Genomic DNA, 23,265 nt, shown 5'->3' with positions numbered 1-23,265 from the left:
CCTCGGGGCAGCAGGGGCCTAAGCGCAGATCTCTTGCGCTCGCCGGTCCCCGGGGCTGAATCTCGCTTGTCCCACTAACTTCCCCATCACGATTTCGAGCATGACGAACGACCAGATCGAGAAGGTTTCACGTGAAACATCCGAATGACGAGGGAATCCGGTTCGACTACGCGGCTGAGATCTATGCGGCGATGCTGGGGGACACGTCGGATACCGAGGAAGCGGTTCAGTCGCGCGAGGGCGCCGCTCCCCGCGAAGAAGTAGCGAGTTCCGACGCTGAGGCAGCCTCCCCCGAGGACGAACAGGCCCCCGTCGCGGCAGTACCGACACCTTTTTCCCTGGGAGACACCCCCCTGGCGCGCGAGCTCTCCGAGATCACACGCCGCCGTCAGGCGCTGGCCGCTGAAGTTCTGCCCTTGCCGCCCAAAACGCGCGTTCTCACGGTTGCGAACCAGAAGGGCGGGGTCGGTAAGACGACGACGACGGTGAATCTCGCCGCTGCACTCGCCCGAAGCGGTGCTCGCGTGCTCGTCATCGATCTCGACCCCCAGGGAAACGCTTCCACCGCCCTCGGCATCGAACACCGATCGGAGACCGTGAGTGTCTACGAGGTGATCATCAATGATGAGCCCGTGGCCAACGTTGTGCAGAAGAGTCCCGACTTCGACACACTGTTCTGCGTGCCAGCCACCATCCACCTCGCCGGTGCGGAGATCGAACTCGTCTCCATGGTGGCGCGGGAACAGCGCCTGCGTACCGCAGTCGAGAAGTTCCTGGAGGAGAGCGACCAACCGTTCCACTACGTCTTCATCGATTGCCCGCCGTCACTCGGGCTGCTCACGATCAACGCTTTCGTGGCGGCACAGGAGGTGCTGATCCCCATCCAGTGCGAGTATTACGCTCTCGAGGGCCTCAGCCAGTTGCTGACGAATATCAAGCTCATCGAGCGCCATCTCAATCCGGTGCTCACCGTCTCGACGATCCTGCTCACGATGTTCGACGCGCGCACCAACCTCGCGAATCAGGTTGCACAGGACGTTCGGGATCATTTCCCGGACCAGGTGCTCGCGACACTCATCCCTCGTTCGGTGCGCATCTCCGAGGCACCGAGCTATGGTCAGACCGTGATCAGTTATGACGCCAATTCGCCCGGCTCCCTGTCTTATCTCGAGGCAGCCGCAGAAATCGCCCGAAGAGGAGCCCCCCAGTAATGGCCGCACCAAAGAGAACAGGACTAGGGCGCGGCATCGGCGCGCTCATTCCGAGCGATCTGGGCAGTCCCGCCCGTCCTGTCGATGTCTTCTTTCCTACTTCGCCCGCGGAGGCCGCGAGCATTCCCGAAGACGAACTCGTGAGCGTTCCGGGCGCGCGCCTGGCGAACCTCTCCCCGAACGACATAGTCCCGAACGCCGCGCAGCCGCGGACCACCTTTGTGCAGGAGGACCTGGACGAGCTGGTCGCCTCCATTCGTGAGGTGGGGGTGCTGCAGCCCATCGTGGTGCGCCCCATCGTGGACGCCGCTTCCGGCCAGCCGCAATACGAGCTCGTGATGGGCGAGCGCCGGTTGAGGGCCAGCAAGCTGCTGGGGCTCGACAGCATCCCGGCGGTCGTCAAGAACACCGCGGATGATGCGATGTTGCGGGACGCGTTGCTGGAGAACCTGCACCGCGCGAATCTCAATCCCTTGGAAGAGGCATCGGCCTACCAACAGCTCCTGGCAGACTTCGGCATCACCCAGGACGAGCTCGCGACCCGGATCGGCCGCTCACGCCCCCAGATCACCAACACCATCCGCCTTCTTCGACTGCCGACAGCGGTGCAGAATCGAGTGGCCGCCGGCGTGCTGAGCGCTGGCCATGCCCGTGCCATCCTCTCCGCGGGGGATGAGGCGACGATGGAGCGCCTCGCGGACAAGATCGTCAACGAAGACCTCTCGGTACGGGCCGCCGAAGCCGCGGCAGGCCAGCTCACCACGAAGCCCACGCGCACCAAGCCGAGCGCGGGACGACGCCAGGGTCACCTCGACGAGATCGCGGAGCGCCTGGGTGATCGCCTCAACACGCGGGTGAGAGTGAATCTCGGATCGAGCAAGGGCACCATCGTCATCGACTTCGCGACGGTGGCCGATCTCAACCGCATCCTCGCGGAACTCAACGAGCCCGGCTTCGGGTAAAAAGCTGATCAGAGGGGTTTTAGGTTACGATCCGGCGTCCGAGATGGCGGCCTCGGCGAGGGCCGAATAGACCCAGCCGATGTCGTGCCCGGCCGCTTCGAGGGCGAGCGGCAGCAGGGATGTCTCGGTGAGGCCGGGCAGCACGTTGGCCTCGAGGAACCAGGGGATACCCGCGGCGTCGACGATCAGGTCGATGCGGGAAATGTGCCGAAGACCCAGTGTGCGGTGCGCAAGCAAGGCTGCCGCCGCGGCGGTTTCCGAGACCTCCTCTGCCAACCTCGCGGGCGTGTAGAAGCGGGTCTCCCCGGCGTTGTACTTAGCCTCGAAGCTGTAGACGCCGGAGAGTGGCTGGATCTCGACGGCCGGAAGCGCCACCGGACCATCGCCGGTGTCGATGATGCTGATCGCGATCTCCGTGCCGACCACTCGATGCTCGACGATCGCGACATCACAGTAGGTGTAGGCATCCACCATCGCGCGCGGCAGGTCGTCCCGATTGTCGACGAGGGTGACGCCCTGCGCGGATCCACCCTGTGCCGGCTTCACGACGAGGGGAACGGGGAGGCCATCCGAGAGGCTATCGAGAACACTGGCGGCACCCAGCTCACGGAAGGCATCTCGGGAGAGGGCGATCGAGCGTGGCGTCCGAACGCCGGCTCGCGACACGAGCACCTTCGCGGTCGGCTTGTCCCAGGCGAGACGCGCGGAGTCTGAGGTGGAACCGACGTAGGGGATGCCGATGAAGTCCAGCAGGCCACGCAGGGCGCCATCCTCACCGCTTGCACCATGAAGGGCCGGCCAGACGACATCCGGGCGCGCCTGTGCGAGGAACGCCAGGAGCGAGGCGTCCGGATCGCGAAGGGTCACGCTGATGCCGTGCTCCTGGAGGCGGTCGGCGACCTGGCGACCACTGCGCAGAGACACATCCCGTTCGTGCGAGATTCCTCCGGCGAGAACGACGATGGATCGGGGCGTGACGGTGGCCATCAGCTATCCGATGTTCGAGGGTGGGCTTGCGATGCCCTGTTTCAAGGGGATCGTCGCCAGCGGTGAGGTCTGCGCGAAGGTGTTGAGCAGGTCGAGCTCCCCGTTGATCACGACCGAGAGGCGTCGGATGCCCTCACGGATGAATTCGGGGGTGGGATAGCAGAACGAGAGGCGGATGTTGTTGCGGCCACTACCGTCGGCATAGAAGGCGGTTCCCGGCGTGTAGGCGACGAGTTCCTTGACCGCGCGCGGCAGCATCGCCTTGGAATCCATGTGGTCTGGAAGGGTCACCCACACGTAGAACCCGCCGTTGGGCACCGTCCAGGACAGCTGGGGCAGGTATTCCGCGAGGGCGGCGAGCATAGCATCCCGGCGTTCGCGGTAGATCCCGCGGAAGGTGTTGATCTGCCCCTTCCAGTCGGCCGAGTCGAGGTATTCGGAGATCATGAGCTGACTGAACGAGCTTGGTGACAGCACCGCGGCCTCGTTGGCGAGGATGAGCTTCTCACGGATGGCGTGAGGGGCAAGGGCCCAACCCACCCGGAAGCCCGGCGCGAGTGTCTTGGAGAAGGTTCCGAGGTAGACGACGCCATCCTCATCGACCGAACGCATGGCCTGAGGAGGCGGGGAATCGAAATACAACAACCCATAGGGGTTGTCTTCGAGGACGAGGATCTCGTTCGCGCGGCAGATCTCCAGAATTTCGAGCCGGCGTTCCCAGGTGAGGGTGACTCCCGCCGGGTTGCTGAACGAGGGGATCGTGTAGAGGAACTTGATCGTCTTACCGGCGGCCTTCAGGCGGCTGATCGCCTGGCGGAGCGCTTCGGGAATGAGGCCGTGCTCATCCATCGGAACATGGTTGATATCGGCCTGGAACGAGTTGAAGACCACCATAGCGGTGACGTAACTCGGACCCTCCGCCAGCACGACATCTCCGGGATTGATGAAGAGCTTGGTGACGAGCTCGAGCGCGTGCTGGGACCCGGTCGTGACCACCACGTCGTCGACGCTCGCGCGGATGCCCTCGAGGGCCATGACCTCGAGGATCTGCTCCCGAAGGGTGGGGATGCCCTGCCCGGAGCTGTATTGCAGGGCCTGCGCGCCCTGGCTGGACATCATCCGCTCGAAGGCGCCCGCAACGAGTTCGGGTGGCAGCCCGGCAACGAAGGGCATGCCCCCGGCGAGGGAGACGACCTCTGGACGGGATGCCACGGCGAACAGCGCCCGCACCTCTGAGGCGCTGAGGCCCGCGGTGCGATCGGCGTAGCGGTCGTACCAGGGGTCGAGGTTCGTGCCGTCGTTTGTTCCGTCGTGAGTCATGTGGTTCCGCGTCGATCGGTGGGGTGAAGATCCAAGAATAGTGCGGGGATATGAAAAGGCCCGTCCACCCTGCGGTGAACGGGCCGGTAACCAGCTAGGCGGTTACATCAGAGGACTGCGGCGTGAGCCACTGTGCTACTTGAGCCACTCCGCAAAGTCGGCCTCGAGCGCGGGCTTGGGCTTTGCGCCGATAACGCTCTTGACGACTTCGCCACCCTTGAAGAGCTTCATGGCCGGAATCGAGGTGATCTGGTACTTCGCAGCGATCTCCATGTTGTCGTCGACGTTCACCTTGACGAGCTCGATCTTGTCGGAGTGCTCGGCGGCGATCTGGTCGAGAATCGGGCTGACAGCGCGACACGGGCCGCACCATTCGGCCCAGAAATCCACGAGCACGAGCTTGTCGGAGTCGAGAACGTCGGCCTGGAAGCTGGCGTCGGTCACATCTTTGGCGGTTGACATTGATTTCTCTCTTTCGATGGAGGGTGGCCGTCAGGCCGATACTGTTGCGGGCTCGGCGTCAGCGGTCGCTTTCGCCAGCAGGTCTTTTGTGAGGGACGCCAGGTAGTGCTCGGCGTCGAGGGCGGCGACCGTTCCGGAACCGGCGGCGGTGACAGCCTGTCGGTAGGTGGGGTCCAGCACGTCTCCCGCGGCGAACACCCCGGGGAGATTGGTGCGAGAGCTGCGACCCTCGACCGCGATGGTGCCGTCGGCGGTGAAGTCGAGCATGCCGTGCACGAGGTGCGTGCGCGGGTCGGCACCGATCGCAATGAACAATCCGCTCAGGTCGAGAGTCGTCTCGGAGCCATCCACCGTGTTGCGGAGGCCGACACCGGTCACCGCACCGTCGCCGTAGATGTGCTCGACGGTCTGGTTGAAGAGGAACTCGATCTTGGGGTTCTCGAACGAGCGGTCCTGCATCGTCTTGGAGGCTCGAAGCGAATCGCTGCGGTGGATCACGTAGACCTTGTCGGCGAACTTCGTGAGGAAGTTGGCCTCCTCCATCGCGGAGTCCCCGCCGCCCACGACGGCGATGGTCTTCTTGCGGAAGAAGAACCCGTCACACGTGGCACACCACGAGACGCCATGGCCACTGAGACGCTCTTCGTCGTCGAGGCCGAGCTTGCGGTAGGCGGAACCCGTGGCGAAGATCACCGAGAGCGCCTCGTGGACGTCGCCATTGCCGAGGGTCACGGTCTTCACATCACCGCTCAGGTCGAGGGATGTCACGTCGTCGAGCACGATCTCTGTGCCGAATCGCTCTGCTTGCGCTTGGAACGCGGCCATGAGATCCGGTCCCATGATGCCCTCGGGGAAGCCCGGGTAGTTCTCGACCTCTGTCGTCTTCATGAGCTCGCCACCGGCCTCGACCGAGCTCGCAATGAGCAGGGGTCGAAGGTTGGCACGGGCGGCATAGATCGCAGCGGTGTAGCCGGCAGGACCGGAGCCGATGATGATGGTCTGGCGCAACGAAAACAACTCCTTGGATCGCGTGGATTCGGTCTGTGCCCGTCCCACTGCGGTGTACAACACATCCTATTCGCACGATATTCCGCGAACCCGGGCGGTGGGCGACCGTCTACCGAGCGCGTCGGAAGCGAGCAGTCAGGGTGCCGGTGACGGCGGAGAGTTCCGGGTTGCGCAGCACGGTGAGCAGGCCGAGGTAGACGACTGCCATGATCCCTCCGGTGACCAGGATGGCGAGGATCGCGGAGAGCCGTGACTCGAGCGCGAAGCCGCCGGCGGTGAATCCCCCGAGCAGGGCGAGCACCCCGACACCGACGAGCCCGGCGGCGAGCGAGAGCACCAGATACTGCACGTAGCGCCGAAGCACGAGTCGGCCGTCCATACCGCCGATCCGTCCGCGCACCACGGCGATCGCGACGACGGCCTGCGCGCTACCGGCTATGGAGGTTACGGTGGCGATCCCTACCCCGATGAAGGCGGGCGGCAGCAGCAGGCAGAGCAGGGCGCCGACGATGAAGATCCCGGATTGGATGCATTGCAACAGGAAGGGCGTGCGCGTGTCGCCGAGTGCGTAGAACACCCGCTGGATCACGAACAGCATGCTGAACAGGATGAGGCCGGGCAGATAGGCGAGGATCACCGCGCTCATGGCCTGCATGTTCGCGAACTTCTCCTCGTAGACGCGCGCAAAGGGCATCGATACGACCGAGAGCGCGACGGCGGAGAAGACGATGAGCAGGCCGATGCTGCGAAGGGACGAGGACAGATCCGATCTCACGGCGGGCAGGTCCCCGTTGGTGGCGTGCCCGCTCATCCGGGTGAAGTAGGCCGTCGCGATCGACACTGCGACCACCGAGTGCGGCAGCATGAAGATCAGCCAGGAGTTGGCGAGGGCCGCGACGCCCGCGGTGGTCGATTGCGTCGCCACTCTCGACTGGAACACCCCGGCGATTTGCGTGATCAGCACCATGCCGAAAAGCCAGCCGGCAGCCCGGCCGGTGGCTCCGAGGCCGACTCCCCGCCAGCGAAAGTCCGGCACGAACCGGAGGCCGGCCCGCCTCCAGAAGAGAAAGAGCACGAGCGCCTGGGCCGCGACCCCGAGGGTGGTCGTTCCACCTAGGAGGATGATGCGTGCCGGCGTCCACACGTCGACGCTGGAGTTGTCTGCCGCGGTGCCGAACGACACCATGAAGACGACGAGCCCGGCGATCGCGACGACGTTGTTGAGCACCGGAGCCCAGGTGAAGGGGCCGAAGATGCGGCGGGCGTTCAGTACCTCGCTGAGCAGGCTGTACAGGGCATAGAAGAAGATCTGCGGGAGGCACCAATAGGCGAGCACGGTGGCAAGGGTGATCGCCTGGGCGCTGAAGCCGGCCTGCCCCGCCGGAGCCTGTGACGTGTAGAGCCGCACGAGCGCCGGCGCGGCGAGAGTCGCAGCGGTGGTGACGATGGCGAAAACGACGATCCCGAGAGTGACGACCCGGTTGATGAACTGCTGGCCGCCGTCTTTGTGGAGCCCCGCCTTCACGATCTGGGGGACGAGCACCGCACTGAGGACGCCCCCGGCAACGAGGGCGTAGATGTTGTTGGGCAGCTGGTTCGCGATGCCGAACGCATTGCCGCTTGCACTCGCGACCTGCCCGATGGCGGCGGCGAGCACCGCACCTCTCGCGAAGCCGAGCACCCGGGAAACTACCGTGCCCGCGGCGAGGATCGCGCTCGCGCGCCCCATGCCATCGGATGTCGCTGCGCTCGTGCCTGCGGTCGTCATGGGGCTGTCGGGGTCTCGTCGGCCGAACTGGCGTTGGTCTGATCAGCATTGGTCTGATCGGCGTCGGCCGGGGCATCCTTGGCCCTTTTCGCCTTTCGACGCTTGGCGATGGTGCGGTAGATGCCGAATCCGAACACGCCGAGGACGAGCGCAGCCACGACGGCGGTGAAGGCGGTCTCCCACTGGGCTTGCACGTCGACGTCGATGGCGGTGGGGGCGGTGACCTGCACGTTGGTGGCGCTCGACAGGGAGACGGTGAGCGTGACCGGTCCGTTGGCGTTCGAGGTGACCGGGACTGTCGTCTTCGCCTGCGACTGCGCCTCGACGACGAGTTCGACGCGGTCGTTGTCGATGGTGATGATGTTCGAGGGCGACCGCACTGTCACGTAGACGGTGACGGGCCAGGGGAGATCGTTTGTCACCGTTATCGGCAGCGGGCTGTTTCGGGAGGTGAAGACCGTTGCGCTGCTTCGCGCGATCGTGACCGATTTCGTGACGAAGCGATCCGACTTGGCGAGGTACTTCTTCGTCTCCGCCGCCCAGGCATCATCGCCGGTCCAGGAGTTCGAGAGCAGCGCGAGCAGGCCGAGTCGGCGCTCGCCGGTGATCTGGGTGGGGTCGTTGACCACCGAGGCGAAGCTTCCCGCAGCGGCCTCAGCGGCGAGCAGCTTGGTCACCGTGGCGATCCGGTCGGCGGACTCCGGTCTCGGCACGAGCGTTGCGGTGGCCGGCAGCACGGCGGAACCGCTCGCGAAGGCGGAATCCACCTCGGAGAGTGACGCGGATGACGCCCACGGGAGCGCTGCGAGTGCCGTCAGAGTCTGTGTCAGACGCACATCCGCTCCGGGCCGCGAGCGGTCGAAAGTCGCGAGGAGTGTGCGCGCCGCTGCGGGCCGTTCGAGCGAGATGACGGCGATAGCGCTCGACAGGTCCGACATCGCCTTCGACCAGAGCGCAGGGGTCGGTGCCTCGGCGGCCGCATCGAGATAGGCCGAGAGGCCGTCATCCGTCACAAGAGTCTGGTGCTTGCCGACGAGCGCCGCGGAGCTCGGCGTGTAGTCGAGATCGCCGTAACCGACATTGCCGGAACCAAGGATCGTCGTCGTGAGCCCCCCCGTTTCGAAGCCGTCGAGGTCCGCTTCGACGACGCTTCCGCTCGCCGGCCAGGCCACTGCCGGGAGGCTGTATTCGAAGGCCTGCAACGACACCGGGTCTGGCAGCACCTCGGCTGTTCCGCCGGTGGTGGCTGCGGTCGGGACCGGGTTCGGGGTGGTGGTCGGGGTGGCCGTCGGCGTGGCACTGGGGATGCCGGGGAACTGTGCCGGGTCGACCGGAAAGCTCGTCGGAACGAGAACGCGAGTCGCCTTCGCCTGGCTTGCCGCGGCCAGATCGGAGTCGGCATAGGTCAGCGGAAACGTGTCGTTCGTCGCCGATTCGAGGCGCTGGAGCCAGGCTTCCGCGGAGGGTGGCGTGGAGTTGCCGAGGATGCGGATGGACGCGAGGATGCGCGGGTCGATTCCGATAGCGATCCCGGGCTGGTCGAAGACCGCATCGAGCTGCCGGGCGAGGACACCACCGTCTGAGGTGTATCCGGCCAGCAGGTCGATGGGGATGAGGCCATCGGCGCTCTGCGGCACGGTGAGCGGCAGCACCAGGCCGAGCCGGGTCGGCTGCACGCCCGTTCCCGGGTTCCAGACGATGCTGCTTCGGGCCTGACCGACCTCCGAACCGCCTCCGGAGATCCGGATGGCGAGGGTGCGCGATCCCCAGACCGAGGCCTGAGAGCCGAAATCGATGGATGCGGCCGGCACGGTGAATTGCATCGGCACGGTGCGTCCGGCCGGCACTTCCGGTGTGGGGGCGGAGAGCACCTCGGTGCCGAGGGAATCGTCGGCAGAGGTGGACGCCGGCGCCAGCCAGCTCGACAGGTCAGCGCGCGAGCGCACGGCCGATCGATTGAGCACGATGCTGGCTGTGCCGGCCGGGATGGCCTTCGCCGTGGGGTTGGCGACAGTGCCGCTGATCACGAGATCCTGTCCGGGGCCGAGAGCGCCGTTCGCCCCCGGCGCGAAGGTGAGCAAGGGCTTCACATCTTCCGCTGCCTGCACTGCCGCCGGGCCGGCGGCGACACCGGGTGCGCCGACGGGCGCGATGAGGGCGCCGATGGCGAGAGCCACCGCGAACAGGGATGTGAAGAGTCTCATAGCGAAGGGGAACGGCTGGGCCAGTGCCCCGGCCGTCCTCCAGTGATTCTAGGGTCTCGACTCTTGGTGGGGCCTGAGGTGGGACCGCGGTGCGCGAGCGTGGTCGCCGGTAGTCTGGGGGGCATGGAGAGCGTCGCTTCGGCAATTCAGCGACTGTCGGACCTCGCGTCCACTCCTCACATCTCGCGGCTTTCGGCGGCTTTCGCCGCTGCCGGATTCGAGCTCGCCCTCGTCGGCGGACCGGTGCGCGACGCGTTCCTCGACCGCGCGCTCACCGACCTCGACTTCACCACCGATGCTCGCCCCGACGACATCCTCGCGATCGTGAAGCCGATCTCGGATGCCCACTGGGACATCGGACGGGCCTTCGGCACCATCGGAGCCCGTATCGACGGTCACACGGTGGAGATCACGACCTACCGGTCCGACGCCTATGACGGGGAGACCCGCAAACCGAAGGTCGAGTTCGGCGACTCCCTCGAGGCCGACCTCGTGCGGCGCGACTTCACCGTCAACGCGATGGCGCTGCGGCTGCCCGAGCGTGTGCTCGTGGATCCCTCCGGCGGGCTCGAAGACCTCGTCGCGAAGCGTCTCACCACTCCGGGCGCCCCCGAGGATTCCTTCGGTGACGATCCGCTGCGGATGATGCGGGCCGCACGGTTCACCTCGCAGCTCGGCTTCACCGTGGCGGAGCCGACCGCGCGCGCTCTCCACGCCCTTGCGGACCGCATCACGATGATCTCGGTGGAACGGGTGAGTGACGAACTCGGCAAGCTGCTGCGCTCGCACAATCCCCGGCCGGGTCTCCAGCTGCTGGTCGATTCCGGTATCGCGGCCCTCGTGTTGCCGGAGGTGCCCGCGCTCAAGCTGCAGATCGACGAGCACTTCCACCACAAGGACGTCTACGAGCACAGCCTCACCGTGCTCGACCAGGCGATCGAGCTCGAGGAGTCGCGCCATCCGGGAACCGAGCCCGACCTCGTGCTCCGTCTTGCGGCGCTGCTGCACGACATCGGAAAACCGGCGACCAAACGCACGGAGGGCGACGGAGTCGTCACCTTCCACCACCACGATGTCGTCGGGGCCAAGCTCGCCAAGAAACGCCTCAAAGAGCTGCGCTACGACAACGACACGATCACCGCGGTCGCCAGGCTCATCGAGCTGCACCTGCGGTTCTTCGGCTATACCGAGGGAGCCTGGAGCGACTCGGCGGTGCGGCGGTATGTTCGGGACGCCGGTCCGCTGCTCGAGCGGCTCCACATCCTGACCCGCGCCGACGTCACGACCCGCAACCGGCGCAAGTCCGACCACCTCTCCTTCGCCTACGACGATCTCGAACAGCGGATCGCGGTGCTCGGGGAGGAAGAGGAGCTCGCGGCGATGCGCCCCGACCTCGACGGCGAGCAGATCATGGACATCCTCGGGCTCACGCCGGGCCGCGAGGTCGGCGAGGCCTACCGCTTCCTGCTCGAACTGCGCCTCGAAGAGGGCAGCCTCGGAGCGGATGCCGCCACCGAGCGCCTGCGAGCCTGGTGGAGCACCCGCCCCTGAGCTCGCCGGCCTGCCGTATTTCCCGCTGGTCGAGGAGGGCGCCTAGCGCCCGTGTCGAGAACCGTCCTGGTCTCGTGACCGGCCCCACAGCGGATGCCTCGGGCAACACGCCGTCGAATCCCGCCGGCGCGCCGACCCTCTCGCAGGATCTCCGCTCTCAGACGGGGTCGTGACGCTGCTGGTCGAGGAGGGCGCCCAGCGCCCGTGGCGAGACCCTCCTCGTTCTCATGCTGGGCGAAGACTCAGGCGTGGTCGCGGATGAACTGCTCGAGCAGTTCGCGCGCCACCGGGTCGGCGTACTGCTTCGCCGGGCTCTTCATGAAGTAGGCGGATGCTGCCTCGACGGGACCGCCCAGCCCGGCATCCAGCGCGATCTTCGCAGCGCGGATGGCGTCGATCACGACCCCGGCGGAGTTGGGCGAGTCCCACACCTCCAGCTTGTATTCGAGCGAGGTGGGGGCATTACCGAAGCCGTGGCCCTCGAGTCGGACGAAGGCGAGCTTGCGGTCATCGAGCCACGGGATGTGGTCGCTCGGGCCGATGTGCACGTCGCGGGAGTTGAGCAGCGCCTCGATGTTGCTGGTGACCGACTGGGTCTTCGAGATCTTCTTCGACTCGAGCCGCCGACGTTCGAGCATGTTCTTGAAGTCCATGTTGCCGCCGACGTTGAGCTGGTAGGTGCGGTCGAGCACGAGGCCCCGCTCCTCGAACAGCCGGGCGAGCACGCGGTGGGTGATCGTTGCGCCGAGCTGGCTCTTGATGTCGTCCCCGACGATCGGGACGCCGGCGTCCACGAACTTCTGGGCCCACACCGGATCGCTGGCGATGAAGACCGGCAGTGCGTTGACAAAGGCGACACCGGCATCCAGCGCGGCCTGGGCATAGAACTTCGCGCCCTCCTCCGATCCGACCGGCAGATAGCAGACCAACACCTCGGCACCGGAGTCGCGCAGGGCCTGCGCGACATCGACCGCGGGTGCGGAAGACTCCTCGACCAGCTCACGGTAATACTCCCCGAGACCATCGAGGGTCGGTCCGCGCTGCACGAGCACGCCGGTGTTCGCGACCTCGGCGAAGCGAAGCGTGTTGTTCTGGCTCGCCCACATCGCGTCCGCGATGTCCAGGCCCACCTTCGCGGCATCCACATCGAAAGCCGCGACGAAGGAGATGTCGCCGATCGCATACCCGCCGAAACGCGTGTGCATGAGGCCCGGAACGACCTGGGTCTCATCCGCGTCCGCATAGAACGTGACGCCCTGGATGAGCGAGTTGGCGCAGTTTCCGACACCGGCGATGGCAACTTTCAGGGACATGCGTGTAGAGCTCCTTGATAGATAGTGATCCGACTGACTACACTAGGCAGGTTGTCTGCGAGCATTTCGCATTCGGACAACGATGCCAAAACCCTCCTGTCACAGATCGTCTGTGGCCGTTCTAGTCCAAAGGAGGTGGGTTAGTTATGCATCAGTACGAACTAATGGTAATTCTCGATCCAGAGATCGATGAGCGCACCGTGGCTCCGAGCCTCGATAAGTTCCTCAACGTCATCCGCAATGATGGTGGTTCGATCGACAAGGTCGACGTCTGGGGACGTCGTCGCCTGGCTTACGAGATCAACAAGAAGACCGAAGGCATTTATGCCGTCGTCGCCCTCACCGCGAATCCCGACGCCACCGTCGAGCTCGACCGCCAGCTGAAGCTCAGCGAAGCGGTCATGCGCACCAAGGTGCTCCGCGCCGAGGAAGCAATCGCCCAGGTCGCCGAGGCAGCGAAGCTCTCCGCAGAGAAGGCCGCCCGCAAGGCAGCTGCCCCCGCGAAGGCTGGAGCCGCCGCAGGAACCGCGACGAAGGCGGCGGATGTCGCATCCGCTCCCGCGACGAGCGCAACGCCTGCCGCTCCGGCTGCAGCCGAGGCTCCCGCAGTCGAGTCCGCGAGCGCGGAGTAGCCAATGGCCGGCGAAACCGTAATCACCGTGGTGGGCAACCTCACGAGCGACCCGGAGCTGCGCTACACGCAGAACGGGTTGGCGGTTGCCAACTTCACCATCGCATCCACCCCGCGCACCCTTGATCGGGGCAGCAACGAGTGGAAAGACGGCGAAGCACTCTTCCTTCGGGCGAGCGTCTGGCGCGAGTATGCCGAGCAGGTGGCCGGATCCCTCACCAAGGGCTCCCGCGTCATCGCGATCGGTCGACTCAAGCAGCGCTCCTACGAGACCAAAGAGGGCGAGAAGCGCACCAGTATCGAGCTGGAGATCGACGAGATCGGTCCGAGCCTCCGCTATGCGACCGCACAGGTCACCCGCACCTCCCGTGAGGGCGGCGGCGGCAATGGCGGTGCACCTCGGGTCAGCCAGGGCGCCAACGAGCCGTGGGCGGCATCCGCTCCCGCCTCGGCGTCATCGGCGAGTGCTGCAGGCGGAGACGTCTGGAACACCCCGGGCAGCTACAACGACGAGACCCCCTTCTAGGTCTCACCATTCACGGTCTCGACAGCGTCGCTGAAGCGATCTGCTCGACCAACACTTACTGAAAGCAGGAAACCATGGCTGGAAAGAGCAGCGGCGATCGCCGCAAGCCCCTCCGCACACTCAAGGGCGGCAAGAACGCCGCCCCGGCGAAGTCCATTCGCGTCGGTGTCATCGACTACAAGGACATCGCAACCCTCCGCAAGTTCATCTCGGAGCGTGGAAAGATCCGCGCCCGTCGTATCACCGGTGTCTCCGTGCAGGAACAGCGCCTCATCGCCCGTGCGGTCAAGAACGCACGCGAGATGGCACTGCTCCCCTACGCCGGCTCAGGCCGTTAGGAGCAACGGAAATGTCTAAATTGATTCTCACGCACGAGGTCACCGGTCTCGGTGCCCCCGGAGACGTCGTCGACGTCAAGACCGGCTACGGCCGCAACTTCCTCATCCCCCAGGGCTTCGCTGTCGCGTGGACCCGGGGCGGCGAGAAGCAGGTCGAATCGATCAAGGCTGCCCGCGTCGCACGCGAGCACGCCACGATCGAAGAGGCGCAGGACCTCAAGGCGAAGCTCGAAGCCACCACCGTCAAGCTGACTGTCAAGGCCGGCGAGGGCGGACGCCTGTTCGGTTCGGTGAAGACGACGGATGTCGCCGAAGCCGTCGCCGCCGCCGGACTCGGTGCTGTAGACAAGCGCAAGATCGAGATCTCGTCTCCGATCAAGGCCACCGGCCAGCACGAGGCCACCGTGCGTCTTCGTGACGACCTCGTTGCCACGATCACGCTCACGGTCGTCGCCGCGAAGTAACAGAAATACCGCTTCTCCGAGAGGGGGTAGCAGGAGGCTTTCGCCTCCCGCTACCCCCTCTTTGCGTGTCAATTCATTGACGGATTCACCGCCCTGACCAGCCCTTTGTACACAACCCCTCAGCTGCGGACCCCAACCCTCAACCCTCACTCTAGACATGTTTCTACACATCAGTGGAATTCATTGAAATGCCTGTTCAAGGGCCTATTTTTGATCAAAAACCCATAGTTATGCACAGATAAGTGCACAGGTTGTTCACACGACTCGCGGCGTTTCGCGCAATCTACTAACACTTTTATCCACAGGCTGGACTTGCGTCGTCGGATGCGAGCTTGCTGAGCATGCAAGGCATCCCTAGTGTGTAGCAGTGCCTCCCGCGAGATCGGGTCGCCTGCGACTCCCGGGGGTGGATGTCGGGAGCTTTCGGTACAACTGGAAGCGGCACAACTGCACCATCAACACGCACGAAGAGAGAGTGGGCGAGCCATGTCGATAGCCCACCTGGGTCTCGCACCGAGCCAGGGTGACGGATCCGTCCGCGACTTCGGCCAGCGCGAATCCGCGCAGCGCGCTTCCGAGCGTATGCCGCCCTACGACCTCCTCGCCGAACAGAGCGCCATCGGCGGCATGCTGTTGAGCAAGGATGCGGTGGCCGACGTCATCGAGTCGGTTCGAGCGGTCGATTTCTACATCCCCAAGCACGAGATCATCTTCGACGCCATCCTCTCGCTCTACGCGCACGGTGAACCGACCGATGTGATCGCCGTCACCGATGAGCTCACCAAGACCGGTGAGTTGATCCGGGCCGGAGGGGCGGAGTACCTCCACACGCTCACCGGAATCGTGCCGACCGCCGCGAACGCGGGGTTCTACTCCACGATCGTCGCCGAGAAGGCAGTGCTGCGCCGCCTGGTCGAGGCGGGCACCCGCATCGTCCAGATGGGCTACGCCAGCGAAGGAGAGGTCGTCGACCTCGTCAACAATGCGCAGGCGGAGATCTACGGCGTCATGGGCGGAGTCGAGGCCGAGGACTTCGTGCCGCTCACCGTCGCCGTGACCACGGCCATCGACGAGATCGAGGCCGCCCGCGGTCGCGACGGCTCGATGACGGGTGTGCCCACCGGGTTCGCCGAACTCGACGAGCTCACGAACGGCCTGCACGGCGGGCAACTGATCATCGTCGCTGCCCGCCCGGCCCTCGGAAAGTCGACTCTCGCGCTCGACTTCGCGCGCGCAGCATCCATCAAGCACGACATGCCGTCGATCTTCTTCTCTCTGGAAATGGGGCGGTCAGAGATCGCGATGCGATTGCTGTCGGCGGAGGCCGCCGTGCCGCTGCAGAGCATGCGCAAGGGCACGCTGCACACCGAGGACTGGACCAAGATCGCCTCGACCCGCGGGCAGATCAACGATGCCCCGCTCTACATCGACGACAGTCCCAACATGACCCTGGTCGAGATCCGAGCGAAGTGCCGCCGGCTCAAGCAGAAGGTCGGCCTCAAGATGGTGATCATCGACTACCTGCAGCTCATGACGTCGGGCAAGAAGGTCGAGTCCCGCCAGCAGGAGGTGAGCGAGTTCTCCCGCGCGCTCAAGCTGCTCGCGAAAGAGCTGCAGGTTCCGGTGATCGCCCTGTCGCAGCTCAACCGTGGCCCGGAACAGCGTTCCGACAAGATGCCAGCCCTCTCCGACCTTCGTGAATCCGGTTCACTCGAGCAGGATGCCGACATGGTGATCCTCCTTCACCGCGACAGCGCCTACGAGAAGGAGAGCACCCGCCCGGGCGAGGCCGACCTCATCGTGGCCAAGCACCGCAACGGTCCGACCAAGACGATCACGGTGGCGTTCCAGGGCCACTTCTCGCGCTTCCAGGACATGGCCCCGGCCTAGCCCCCTCTCGTGCGCTGGGTCGTGCCGCCGGGCCGGACCCCGGGGTTGCTCACGGGCAGCGAAGCGTAAACTGTGCTCGGTCGTCCACCGGGCGGCTGTCGCCGCGGGCGACCGGGCAGGCAAGAGAGGGTTGGTCGTGGCACTCACCCCCTCGTCAGGCTCTCGCCCGGCACTCTCGGGTGCGGATGCCGCTCAGCGGGCCGCCTACTGGCCGATGCCGATCGCCCGTGCGGTGCCCGCCGCCGCACTCGCCATCGTGATCACCTTCTCGGCCGACCATTCGGCGCAATTCGGGCTCACCGCCTTCGGCGTCTACGGCGTCGCCGCGGGGCTCGTGCTCGGCGTCGTGGCCTGGCTGCGCCTCGCCGACGCGCGTGTGCGCCCCTACTTCCTCACCCAGGCCGCGGTCACCCTCATCGCGGGAATCGTCGCCCTGTCGGTGCGAGCCGGTCATACGAGTGCCAGCGAGGTGCGGTTCCTCTTCCTCCTGCTCACGATCTTCGCCGCCGTTACCGGGTTCCTCGAGCTGTACAGCGGGATTCGCAGCAGGCGGCGTTTCGTGGCATCCGGCGACTGGATCGCCGTGGGTGCCCTCACTGTGCTCGCCGCCCTCGCCTTCCTGCTGATTCCGCCGGACTACCGGCAGAACTACAGCGGACCCGACCATGTGAAGCGCGTGCTCGATGCATCCGTCGTCGCGGTCGGGGCGTTCGGAGCCTGGGCGGCCATCACCACGGTGTTCCTGGTCATCGCCGGGCTCTCCGCCAAATGGGGAACCCAGGCCGTCGCGCCCCCGCAGGGCGTGGAATCCTCCGCACCGGCCGCAGCCGAATCCGTGCACCAAGCAGAGAGCGAGAACCGAGCGTGACCGCTCAGAACAGCAACCGCCCGAGCCGGCGCGATCGCCTCCGGCCCTTCGAGTACGTCGTCATGGCTGCCGTCGTGGCCGCATTCATCGCCTTCGTGGTCGTGTTCAGCACCCGCGAAGTGACCCTGGCCCTCGTGTTCGGGGGCATCACCTTCATCGTCTCACTCGTCGTGATCGCGATGCTGGCTCTCGCGGTGAAGCCCGACGACGCCGAGAAGATCGACCTCACCGAGCAGGACCACCAGTCGGACGGCGGCCACTAGGCTCGTCCCTCCCGAGTCCAGACGGTGGCGCTGGCTACGCCTTCGCGGCGTAGTCGACCAGGTCGCTGGCGAGTCCGGCGTACCCGGCCGGAGTCAGTGCCACCAGCCGTGCTTTCGCCTCGTCGCCGATATCCAGAGCCTGCACGAAGGCCACGAGTTCCGCCTGGCCGACGCGTCGACCTCGCGTGAGCTCCTTCAGCAGCGCGTAGGGGTCGGCGATCGAGCTTCTGCCGGCCGTGACCTCCGCACGGATCACGGTCTGGATGGCCTCTCCGAGCACCTCCCAGTTGCCATCGAGGTCTTCGGCGAGCCGGGCGGTGTTGACGGCGATCTCGCCGAGCCCGCGCTGGATGTTGTCGAGCGCCAGAACGGAGTGTCCGAGGGCGACCCCGATGTTGCGCTGGGTGGTGGAGTCGGTGAGGTCGCGCTGCAGCCGGGAGGTGACGAGAGTCGCGGCGAGAGAGTCGAGGAGTGCGCTCGACAGCTCGAGGTTGGCCTCGGCGTTCTCGAAGCGGATCGGGTTGATCTTGTGCGGCATCGTGGATGACCCGGTGGTGCCGGCTTGGGGGATCTGGGTGAAGTAGCCCATCGAGATGTAGGTCCAGATATCGGTGCAGAGGTTGTGCAGCACGCGGTTGGCATGGCTGATGCGCTGGTAGAGCTCCGCCTGCCAGTCGTGCGGCTCGATCTGGGTGGTGAGCGGATTCCAGTCCAGCCCGAGCGAGGTCACGAACTCACGCGAGATGGCCGGCCAGTCCCGGCTCGGGTCGGCCGCGACATGCGCGGCGAAGGTGCCGGTGGCGCCGCTGAACTTGCCGAGGTATTCCACCGCTTCGATCTGAGCCAGGATGCGACGCAGCCGGCCCACGAACACGGCGAACTCCTTGCCGACGGTCGTCGGCGTCGCGGGCTGGCCGTGCGTGTGGGCGAGCATCGCATCCGCCCGGTGGTCGACGGACCTCGAATACAGGGCATCGATCACGCCGGTGATCTTCGGCATCCATACCTCGGTGACAGCGGCACGGATGGTGAGTGCGTAGGAGAGGTTGTTGATGTCTTCGCTTGTGCACGCGAAGTGTGTCAGCTCCGCGACATCCGTGAGCCCGAGGTCGATGAGGCGCTTGCGCACGTAGTACTCGACGGCCTTGACGTCGTGCCGGGTCGTGGCCTCGAGGGTGGCGAGTTCGTCGATATCGGACTGGCCGAAGTCGGCAACGAGAGCGCGGAGGGAGCGCGCCTGCTCGGAGTCGAGACGGTGGGATCCGAACATCTCGTTGTCGGTGAGGTAGAGCAGCCACTCGACCTCCACGTGCACGCGCGCCCGGTTGAGCCCGGCCTCGGAGAGGTGTTCGCCGAGACCGGTGACCGCCGCGCGATAGCGGCCATCGAGGGGGCTGAGTGGTTGTTCGGGAAGCGGAGTCATGAGGGTACCCGTCGTATTCCTGGTTCGATTTGGCGGAACAGGGCCGCGCTGGCTTTTTCGATCATGCCGAGCACGCCGTCGAACATGGCGGCATCGGAGTAGTAGGGGTCGGGCACATCCACCTGCGCGGCCTGTTCGCTGTCGAAGCTCAACAGCATCTGCACCTTGCCACGGTCCTGCTCGGTGTTCGCCCAGGCGCGGAGGATGCGCTCCTGGCTGCGGTCGAAGACCACGACGAGGTCGAGATTGTCGAACCATTCCGGGTCGAACTGCTTCGCGCGGTGACGAGAGCCGTCGTAGCCATGGGCGCTGAGCGCCGAAGTCGTGCGGGAATCCGATGGTTCGCCCACGTGCCAGTCACCGGTGCCGGCAGAGATCACCGTGATCGCACCCTCGTAGCCGGCCTTCTTCACGAGCTCTCGAAAGACCGTTTCGGCCATGGGAGAGCGGCAGATGTTGCCGGTGCAGACGAAACAGATGCGGAAGAGCGCCGACTCATCGAGGGTGCGGTCGAAACTCATGCGCCCATTCTCCCGCACATCGCGGTAGCCGGCCACGTGGATGCTCCTCCACAGGCGCGGGCCTCCGCCGAAAGTGCGCCGAAGCCACTCCCCCGCCGTCGGGCGCTGGCCCCGCGGCCGACGATAGGCGCAGCAGACCGTGGACACAGGAAAGGAGTGCGGATGACCATCGGCGCGGTGAGCGGAAACGGGGTGGATGTCGCGCTGCACCGGCAGCTCGTGGCACTCGACCGGGTAGCGGGTCGCATCGCCCATGCCCGGGCGGTGCTGCCGTCCGCGGCGGGTGAGGGGGTGTGGAGTGGCGACGCGCGCCGCATGTATGTGCGCGGCCTGCAGCACTTGTCCGACCTGGTGCAGTCGGCCGAATCCCACCTGGATGACGCCATCCGCAACACCCGGCGAGCCATAGCGGCGCTCGATGACGGTTCTCATGGCCGGTGACCTCGTCATCGGCGGCGGGGGATCCATCGCGGTTGCCACCTCAGAGCTGTTCGAGGATGCGCGAAGACTCGGTGAGCTGCGGGCGCTGCTCACTGAGTGCCACCGGCAGCTCGTGGTGATCGACCGAGTGGTCGGGGTCGCCCAGCTCAACGACCTTGCGGCCCCGTCGAGTGCGCTCGCCGCGGAACGGGCGATGGATGACGCGTCGGCGGCACTCGCCCGCGCGGCCCCTGCGGCCGAAGGCCTCAACCTAGCGCTCATCGCGTCCGCGGACGCGTACGGCATCGGTGAAGATCTCGCCGAACGACTCGCTCAGGATCTCGCCGGTCGCTTCGGCGCGATGCTCGGCCTGTTCCTGCCGGCTATCGCTCTCGAACTGTTGCCCGAGATCCTCGGTATCGGAGCGGGCGTGGCGCTGGGCATCGCACTGCTGCCGCCCGAGAAACGCGTGGCACTGTTCCGGGTGTTGCCGCAGTGGCTGCAGGGCAAGAGTGTGGTGCTCACCGACCCGAGGGTGGTGCAACTCGTGCGCCTCACGGTGATGAGCGCGGACGACTTCGGCGGCGGCCTCCTGAAGCTCCCCCCGGAGCTCGTGCACGCCATCGGCGACGAGGGCCTCGGGCTGGTGGGGCTTGCGACGTCATCCACGGTCGTTGTCGGGATCGCCGGAACCTGGGGTGTGCTCGCCGAGACGGCGGTGTCCGTGACCCGGGCGGGCGCCACCGTGCCGGCGACCCGGGCGGAGAGTTACAGCGACCGGGCCGCCCGGGTACCGCAGGGTGCTGCCCAGGTGCGTATCGACAGGTACGCGCAGCCGGGCGAACCCGACAGGTTCGAGGTCTACGTCGGGGGCACGCGCGACTTCTCGCTCGAGCCCGGATCCGAACCCTGGGACATGACGAGCAATATGAACGCGGTCGCGGGTCGGGAAGCGGGGTCGTATCGGGCGGTGACCGAGGCGATGGCCGACGCGGGAGTCACCTCGTCATCCCCCGTGCTCTTCACCGGGTATTCGCAGGGCGGGCTGATCGCGGCCGAGCTCGCGGCATCCGGCGACTACGACACCCGCGGCCTGTACACACTGGGTGCTCCGGCAGCGCAGGTGGAGGTGCCGTCCAGCATCCCCTGGGTGGCTCTCGAGCACACCGACGACATCGTGCCGGCGGTCGGCGGGAGCTGGGCGTCCGCCGATCCGGTGCTGGTGCGTCGGCAGCTCTTCGACGATAGACCGGTGTCGACCGAGGTGCTCTTCCCGGCGCACCAGCTCGCCGGCTATCGCGAGACGGCAGCCCTCGTCGATGCCTCGCACGAGACCCGGGTGGTCTCCGCGCTCGCCGGCTTCGATCGGTTCGGCGACGGCACCACGCGGGTCGACTCCACCCTGTACCGCGGGGTGCGTGAGGCTTCTAGCGCCGATCCCGCCCGACGATCGGGCGGATGAGGATGCCGATGAGCCAGCTGAGCAGCGCGAGCACCAGGGCGCCGAGCACTCCCCACCAGAAACCGTCGACCACGAGGCCGAAGCCGAGGAGACCGGAGATCCAACTCACCAACAGCAGGAGGAGGCCGTTGACCACCAGGGCGAGGAGCCCGAGCGTGAGGATGTAGAGCGGGAAGGCGACGATTCGGATCAGGTTGCCGATCACCCCGTTGACGATGCCGAAGATGAAGGCGACGAGAAGATAGGTGAGCACCACCGCGAGGGTGTCCTGCGGCGGAAACGCCACGACGGTCACGCCGGCCACGATGAGGGTCGTCAGCCAGAGGGCGACAGCGTTGACCACAAGGCGCACGAAGAATCTCATGCGTCCACTATGCCGCCCTGCCGGTGAGCCACGCAATCGACCGGTGCCAGAGCGCCAGCCCCCGGAACTTCCCGCCGGGCTGCCCGTAGGCTTGAGCCGTGACCACTCCGCCTTCCACTGCCGTTCGTCTGCGTCCGGAGATCGTCGCGCTCGCGGCATACGCTCAGGGCAAGCCCGCGGACACCGATGCCTTCAAGCTGTCATCCAACGAGAACCCTTTCGACCCCATCCCCGAGGTCGTTGCTGCGATCGCGGCGAGTTCCGGGGTCAACCGCTACCCGGATGCCGCGGGCCTGGAACTGCGGGCTCGGCTTGCGGCGCGCTTCGGTGTGCGCACTGAAGAGGTGCATCTCGGTGCCGGCTCGGTGTCGATCCTCGCCCAGCTCATCTCGGCAGCCGCGGGACCGGGTGATGAGGTCGTCTACTCCTGGCGCTCATTCGAGGCCTACCCCGGACTCGTCGCGGTGGCCGGGGCGACCAGCGTGCCCGTGCCGAACACCGCGGACCACCGCCACGACCTCGCTGCGATGCTCGCGGCGATCACCGACCGCACCCGGCTCGTGATCGTCTGCAGCCCGAACAACCCCACCGGGTCGATGGTCACCTCCGCCGAGTTCGCCGGATTCATGGCGGCGGTGCCGACTGACGTCCTGGTGATCCTCGACGAGGCTTACGTGGAATTCGTCACCGACGATTCCGCCGTGGACGGCAGCACGCTCAGTGGAAAATACTCCAACCTCGTCGTCGCGCGCACCTTCTCCAAGGCCTACGGTCTGGCCGGACTGCGGATCGGCTACGCGGTGGGACCCGAGTACATCCTCGACGCCGCGCGAACGACATCCATCCCCCTGTCCGTCACCGAGGCCGCCCAACGCGCGGCCCTCGTGTCGCTCGACCACGAGAAGACTCTCCTCGAGCGAGTCCATCGCCTCGCCCTGCTGCGTGATGAGGTGTGGCGGGCGCTGCTCGACCAGAGCTGGGAGGTGCCGCGTCCGCACGGCAACTTCGTCTGGCTGCCCACCGGGGCGCAGACCGCCGCCGCGGCCCAGATATTCTCGGCCGCGGGAATCGTGGTGCGACCGCTCGGTGCCGATGGCGTCCGCGTCTCGATCGGCGAATCGCAGTCTGTGGATAAACTCCTAAAGGCCGCGGCTGAGGTTGTGCGCACCCTACCAATGCGACAGTCCGAGCCCGCGTTAGATTAGAACGTCGCGGAACGAGCCCGCCCCGAGGGCGTGACGAAACCCCGACCACCCTGCACCCCGATCGACAACAGGACTGTGAGGCCACCGTGGCAGGATCCGAACAG

At 66.2% G+C, this 23,265-nt stretch carries 22 protein-coding genes and 1 pseudogene; 13 read left to right on the top strand and 10 right to left on the bottom strand.

Features of this window, described 5'->3' with window-relative positions:
* Positions 1-131: 131 nt before the first annotated feature.
* The gene (locus tag VLI63_RS07640; RefSeq protein WP_409156252.1) at positions 132-1,211 is read left to right on the top strand and encodes an AAA family ATPase; all 1,080 of its coding nucleotides are present in this window, start codon (positions 132-134) and stop codon (positions 1,209-1,211) included.
* Complete coding sequence (locus VLI63_RS07635; protein WP_409156251.1) at positions 1,211-2,173, top strand: ParB/RepB/Spo0J family partition protein; 963 nt, start codon at positions 1,211-1,213, stop codon at positions 2,171-2,173. Before VLI63_RS07640 ends, VLI63_RS07635 begins: the two co-directional genes overlap by 1 nt.
* A gap of 24 nt (positions 2,174-2,197) precedes the next feature.
* Here VLI63_RS07635 and VLI63_RS07630 read toward each other — a convergent pair whose 3' ends face one another.
* The 6 genes from VLI63_RS07630 to VLI63_RS07605 all read right to left on the bottom strand — a co-directional run bounded on the left by VLI63_RS07630 (position 2,198) and on the right by VLI63_RS07605 (position 9,922).
* Positions 2,198-3,160 carry a D-alanine--D-alanine ligase gene (locus VLI63_RS07630; RefSeq protein ID WP_409156250.1) on the bottom strand — a complete coding sequence of 321 codons (963 nt, stop codon included), beginning with the start codon at positions 3,158-3,160 and terminating at the stop codon, positions 2,198-2,200.
* A 3-nt stretch (positions 3,161-3,163) separates the two neighbouring features.
* Positions 3,164-4,480: a PLP-dependent aminotransferase family protein gene (locus VLI63_RS07625; protein ID WP_409156249.1), complete on the bottom strand. Its 1,317-nt coding sequence runs from the start codon at positions 4,478-4,480 to the stop codon at positions 3,164-3,166.
* Between the two features lie 135 nt (positions 4,481-4,615).
* Entirely contained in the window at positions 4,616-4,942 is a 327-nt protein-coding gene (gene trxA / locus VLI63_RS07620; RefSeq protein ID WP_354573514.1) for a thioredoxin, read from the bottom strand.
* Between the two features lie 30 nt (positions 4,943-4,972).
* On the bottom strand, positions 4,973-5,950 hold the full coding sequence (gene trxB, locus VLI63_RS07615) for a thioredoxin-disulfide reductase (protein WP_409156248.1): 978 nt from the start codon (positions 5,948-5,950) through the stop codon (positions 4,973-4,975).
* 109 nt (positions 5,951-6,059) lie between these two features.
* The gene (gene murJ / locus VLI63_RS07610) at positions 6,060-7,718 is read right to left on the bottom strand and encodes a murein biosynthesis integral membrane protein MurJ (protein ID WP_409156247.1); all 1,659 of its coding nucleotides are present in this window, start codon (positions 7,716-7,718) and stop codon (positions 6,060-6,062) included.
* A complete protein-coding gene (locus VLI63_RS07605; protein ID WP_409156246.1) occupies positions 7,715-9,922 on the bottom strand; it encodes a DUF6049 family protein in 2,208 nt (735 codons plus the stop codon). Before VLI63_RS07605 ends, murJ begins: the two co-directional genes overlap by 4 nt.
* Positions 9,923-10,045: 123 nt before the next feature.
* Between VLI63_RS07605 and VLI63_RS07600 the strand changes: the two genes are divergently transcribed.
* Positions 10,046-11,473, top strand: a complete 1,428-nt coding sequence (locus tag VLI63_RS07600) for a CCA tRNA nucleotidyltransferase (protein WP_409156245.1) — start codon at positions 10,046-10,048, stop codon at positions 11,471-11,473.
* Positions 11,474-11,715: 242 nt separating this feature from the next.
* On the opposite strand, the gene VLI63_RS07595 is transcribed toward VLI63_RS07600, so the two are convergent.
* Entirely contained in the window at positions 11,716-12,786 is a 1,071-nt protein-coding gene (locus VLI63_RS07595) for an inositol-3-phosphate synthase (RefSeq protein WP_409156244.1), read from the bottom strand.
* Positions 12,787-12,932: 146 nt separating this feature from the next.
* Between VLI63_RS07595 and rpsF the strand changes: the two are divergent.
* From rpsF to VLI63_RS07560, 7 genes and pseudogenes are all read left to right on the top strand, one after another.
* Positions 12,933-13,295, top strand: a pseudogene (rpsF, locus tag VLI63_RS07590) (30S ribosomal protein S6); the annotation flags it as partial.
* Positions 13,296-13,421: 126 nt separating this feature from the next.
* Entirely contained in the window at positions 13,422-13,943 is a 522-nt protein-coding gene (locus VLI63_RS07585) for a single-stranded DNA-binding protein (protein WP_354573509.1), read from the top strand.
* A gap of 74 nt (positions 13,944-14,017) precedes the next feature.
* The gene (rpsR, locus tag VLI63_RS07580) at positions 14,018-14,281 is read left to right on the top strand and encodes a 30S ribosomal protein S18 (RefSeq protein ID WP_185202019.1); all 264 of its coding nucleotides are present in this window, start codon (positions 14,018-14,020) and stop codon (positions 14,279-14,281) included.
* 11 nt (positions 14,282-14,292) lie between these two features.
* A complete protein-coding gene (rplI, locus tag VLI63_RS07575; protein ID WP_185202018.1) occupies positions 14,293-14,745 on the top strand; it encodes a 50S ribosomal protein L9 in 453 nt (150 codons plus the stop codon).
* A 486-nt stretch (positions 14,746-15,231) separates the two neighbouring features.
* Positions 15,232-16,635, top strand: coding sequence for a replicative DNA helicase (gene dnaB / locus VLI63_RS07570; protein WP_409156243.1), 1,404 nt, complete (start codon positions 15,232-15,234; stop codon positions 16,633-16,635).
* 136 nt (positions 16,636-16,771) lie between these two features.
* Complete coding sequence (locus VLI63_RS07565; RefSeq protein WP_409156242.1) at positions 16,772-17,503, top strand: hypothetical protein; 732 nt, start codon at positions 16,772-16,774, stop codon at positions 17,501-17,503.
* The gene (locus tag VLI63_RS07560) at positions 17,500-17,766 is read left to right on the top strand and encodes a hypothetical protein (protein ID WP_409156241.1); all 267 of its coding nucleotides are present in this window, start codon (positions 17,500-17,502) and stop codon (positions 17,764-17,766) included. The genes VLI63_RS07565 and VLI63_RS07560 overlap by 4 nt, the downstream gene beginning before the upstream one ends.
* Before the next feature lie 34 nt (positions 17,767-17,800).
* Here VLI63_RS07560 and purB read toward each other — a convergent pair whose 3' ends face one another.
* Together purB and VLI63_RS07550 are read right to left on the bottom strand one after the other, a co-directional pair.
* A complete protein-coding gene (gene purB, locus VLI63_RS07555) occupies positions 17,801-19,189 on the bottom strand; it encodes an adenylosuccinate lyase (RefSeq protein WP_409156240.1) in 1,389 nt (462 codons plus the stop codon).
* The gene (locus VLI63_RS07550) at positions 19,186-19,710 is read right to left on the bottom strand and encodes a low molecular weight protein-tyrosine-phosphatase (RefSeq protein WP_409156596.1); all 525 of its coding nucleotides are present in this window, start codon (positions 19,708-19,710) and stop codon (positions 19,186-19,188) included. Before VLI63_RS07550 ends, purB begins: the two co-directional genes overlap by 4 nt.
* A gap of 162 nt (positions 19,711-19,872) precedes the next feature.
* Between VLI63_RS07550 and VLI63_RS07545 the strand changes: the two genes are divergently transcribed.
* Entirely contained in the window at positions 19,873-20,151 is a 279-nt protein-coding gene (locus VLI63_RS07545; protein WP_409156239.1) for a hypothetical protein, read from the top strand.
* Positions 20,129-21,592 (top strand): hypothetical protein, encoded by a 1,464-nt coding sequence (locus VLI63_RS07540; RefSeq protein ID WP_409156238.1) that lies wholly within the window; start codon positions 20,129-20,131, stop codon positions 21,590-21,592. Before VLI63_RS07545 ends, VLI63_RS07540 begins: the two co-directional genes overlap by 23 nt.
* On the opposite strand, the gene VLI63_RS07535 is transcribed toward VLI63_RS07540, so the two are convergent.
* Positions 21,558-21,956, bottom strand: a complete 399-nt coding sequence (locus tag VLI63_RS07535) for a phage holin family protein (RefSeq protein WP_185202011.1) — start codon at positions 21,954-21,956, stop codon at positions 21,558-21,560. The two genes, VLI63_RS07540 and VLI63_RS07535, sit on opposite strands and share 35 nt — an antisense overlap.
* Positions 21,957-22,054: 98 nt before the next feature.
* Between VLI63_RS07535 and VLI63_RS07530 the strand changes: the two genes are divergently transcribed.
* Positions 22,055-23,161 (top strand): histidinol-phosphate transaminase, encoded by a 1,107-nt coding sequence (locus tag VLI63_RS07530; RefSeq protein ID WP_409156237.1) that lies wholly within the window; start codon positions 22,055-22,057, stop codon positions 23,159-23,161.
* Positions 23,162-23,265: the final 104 nt, after the last annotated feature.

The sequence above is a fragment of the Lacisediminihabitans sp. H27-G8 genome, from assembly GCF_046156175.1.
Lineage (GTDB): Bacteria > Actinomycetota > Actinomycetes > Actinomycetales > Microbacteriaceae > Lacisediminihabitans.
This window is presented reverse-complemented; position numbering and strand designations above follow the sequence as displayed.

Coding starts and splice junctions, on each gene's coding strand:
- VLI63_RS07635 (WP_409156251.1), top strand. CDS start 1,211: ATGGCCGCACCAAAGAGAACAGGACTAGGGCGCGGCATCGGCGCGCTC.
- VLI63_RS07630 (WP_409156250.1), bottom strand. CDS start 3,160: ATGGCCACCGTCACGCCCCGATCCATCGTCGTTCTCGCCGGAGGAATC.
- VLI63_RS07625 (WP_409156249.1), bottom strand. CDS start 4,480: ATGACTCACGACGGAACAAACGACGGCACGAACCTCGACCCCTGGTAC.
- trxA (WP_354573514.1), bottom strand. CDS start 4,942: ATGTCAACCGCCAAAGATGTGACCGACGCCAGCTTCCAGGCCGACGTT.
- murJ (WP_409156247.1), bottom strand. CDS start 7,718: ATGACGACCGCAGGCACGAGCGCAGCGACATCCGATGGCATGGGGCGC.
- VLI63_RS07605 (WP_409156246.1), bottom strand. CDS start 9,922: ATGAGACTCTTCACATCCCTGTTCGCGGTGGCTCTCGCCATCGGCGCC.
- VLI63_RS07600 (WP_409156245.1), top strand. CDS start 10,046: ATGGAGAGCGTCGCTTCGGCAATTCAGCGACTGTCGGACCTCGCGTCC.
- VLI63_RS07595 (WP_409156244.1), bottom strand. CDS start 12,786: ATGTCCCTGAAAGTTGCCATCGCCGGTGTCGGAAACTGCGCCAACTCG.
- VLI63_RS07585 (WP_354573509.1), top strand. CDS start 13,422: ATGGCCGGCGAAACCGTAATCACCGTGGTGGGCAACCTCACGAGCGAC.
- rpsR (WP_185202019.1), top strand. CDS start 14,018: ATGGCTGGAAAGAGCAGCGGCGATCGCCGCAAGCCCCTCCGCACACTC.
- rplI (WP_185202018.1), top strand. CDS start 14,293: ATGTCTAAATTGATTCTCACGCACGAGGTCACCGGTCTCGGTGCCCCC.
- dnaB (WP_409156243.1), top strand. CDS start 15,232: ATGTCGATAGCCCACCTGGGTCTCGCACCGAGCCAGGGTGACGGATCC.
- purB (WP_409156240.1), bottom strand. CDS start 19,189: ATGACTCCGCTTCCCGAACAACCACTCAGCCCCCTCGATGGCCGCTAT.
- VLI63_RS07550 (WP_409156596.1), bottom strand. CDS start 19,710: ATGAGTTTCGACCGCACCCTCGATGAGTCGGCGCTCTTCCGCATCTGT.
- VLI63_RS07545 (WP_409156239.1), top strand. CDS start 19,873: ATGACCATCGGCGCGGTGAGCGGAAACGGGGTGGATGTCGCGCTGCAC.
- VLI63_RS07540 (WP_409156238.1), top strand. CDS start 20,129: ATGACGGTTCTCATGGCCGGTGACCTCGTCATCGGCGGCGGGGGATCC.
- VLI63_RS07535 (WP_185202011.1), bottom strand. CDS start 21,956: ATGAGATTCTTCGTGCGCCTTGTGGTCAACGCTGTCGCCCTCTGGCTG.